This is a genomic window from Mycobacterium sp., assembly GCF_008709575.1.
Taxonomy (GTDB): Bacteria; Actinomycetota; Actinomycetes; order Mycobacteriales; family Mycobacteriaceae; genus Mycobacterium.
This window is the reverse complement of the sequence record NZ_VYIK01000383.1, coordinates 1-675: the sequence shown is the minus strand read 5'-3', so window position 1 is coordinate 675 and position 675 is coordinate 1. Positions and strand designations below refer to the sequence as shown.

General features: G+C 62.8%; 1 protein-coding gene. It reads left to right on the top strand.

The window, feature by feature from the left end; translation table 11 throughout:
- Positions 1-366: 366 nt before the first annotated feature.
- Positions 367-675, top strand: a 309-nt coding sequence (locus F6Q13_RS19095) for an NERD domain-containing protein (RefSeq protein WP_293059868.1), incomplete at its 3' end; no start/stop codon positions are given.

Genomic DNA, 675 nt, shown 5'->3' with positions numbered 1-675 from the left:
GCTGGCAGCCTCCTCCAGCCGACGCTTCGACGCCGCGTCGACGCGCAGCTGTAGACGCTCATCTTTCATGGTGGCCATGTACTCACAGTGGCAGTACGTGGGTGTTTAGTCAAGCGTAGCCCGAACCGGCGAGCGGCCAGGGATATCGATCACGGTCACGCAAAACCACCTCTGACCTGCGCCGCGAGAAATTTCTTCCGGCCGATGGACGGTCGATGGCCCAACCGCCCCGGATAGGGGCCACGATCACACCCGTGGGCGGCGACAACGGCGGATCTTGAGTCAAACGTCCGATTATTCCTCCAAGGCCAACCCGCAACTCAGTAAATTGTCCATACACGACTGCGACGAGGGGGTGTCTCACCGGTGAAGGACGGCCGCTGGGTCACGATCGCCGACTCGCAGTTCCCGCACGAAAAGCGGGGCCTAGAAGCCATCAAACGGGCGCTTCCCGATGCTCCCCCGTTTCGCGCCTGGGCCAACTTCGAGTTCCGCGACAATCGTGGCCGCTGGCACGAGGTCGACCTGCTGGTTTTGGCGCGCGACATGCTCTACCTGATCGAGCTCAAGCATTACCGCGGCATCCTGCGCGGCAACGATCACGTGTGGATGCGCGACGGGCACCGAGCTGAAGACTCACCGCTGCTGCTGGCCCGACGCAAGGCCCAGTACTTC